The sequence below is a fragment of the Limnospira sp. PMC 1279.21 genome (genome assembly GCF_032349615.1).
Lineage (GTDB): Bacteria > Cyanobacteriota > Cyanobacteriia > Cyanobacteriales > Microcoleaceae > Limnospira > Limnospira fusiformis.
Genome location: NZ_JARPLU010000393.1, coordinates 547 through 1,021, shown reverse-complemented (window position 1 = coordinate 1,021; position 475 = coordinate 547). Strand labels below are relative to the sequence as shown.

Genomic DNA, 475 nt, shown 5'->3' with positions numbered 1-475 from the left:
ATATGGTGGTGTTGGGTTTCGTTCCTCCACCCAACCTACTCAAATAAGCGATCGCCCTTTGTGGCTCGGGTGAAACCCAACATTTGTTGCTTGGGTGAAACCCAACAGGGAGAGATATGACGGAAAAAGCGATCGCTCTTTGTTGCTTGGGTGAAACCCAACAGGGAGAGATATGGTGGTGTTGGGTTTCGTTCCTCCACCCAACCTACTCAAATAAGCGATCGCTCCTGGGAAGTCTCTAGGCGATCGCTCTACGGCTTGGCTAAACTGCACATATATTCACTATCAAAGGAACCAGAAACCATAGTACAATAAACCCAATTGTTTAGATATCTCTTTATTGAAAAAAAAGGAGTTGTTATGGCTTTAATCAATCTAAATTTATTGTGGGTTATAGCAAAAACGGCAGAAGCCTCCTTGCCTGTGGTCGCAGATATTGCAGTAGGAGCGGCAGAAGCCTCGTTGCCTGTGGTTG

1 protein-coding gene is annotated in these 475 nt (G+C 45.7%); it reads right to left on the bottom strand.

The features are described 5' to 3' along the window. Positions 1-39: 39 nt before the first annotated feature. Complete coding sequence (locus tag P5683_RS24880; RefSeq protein ID WP_315642094.1) at positions 40-273, bottom strand: hypothetical protein; 234 nt, start codon at positions 271-273, stop codon at positions 40-42. Between the last annotated feature and the right edge of the window lie 202 nt (positions 274-475).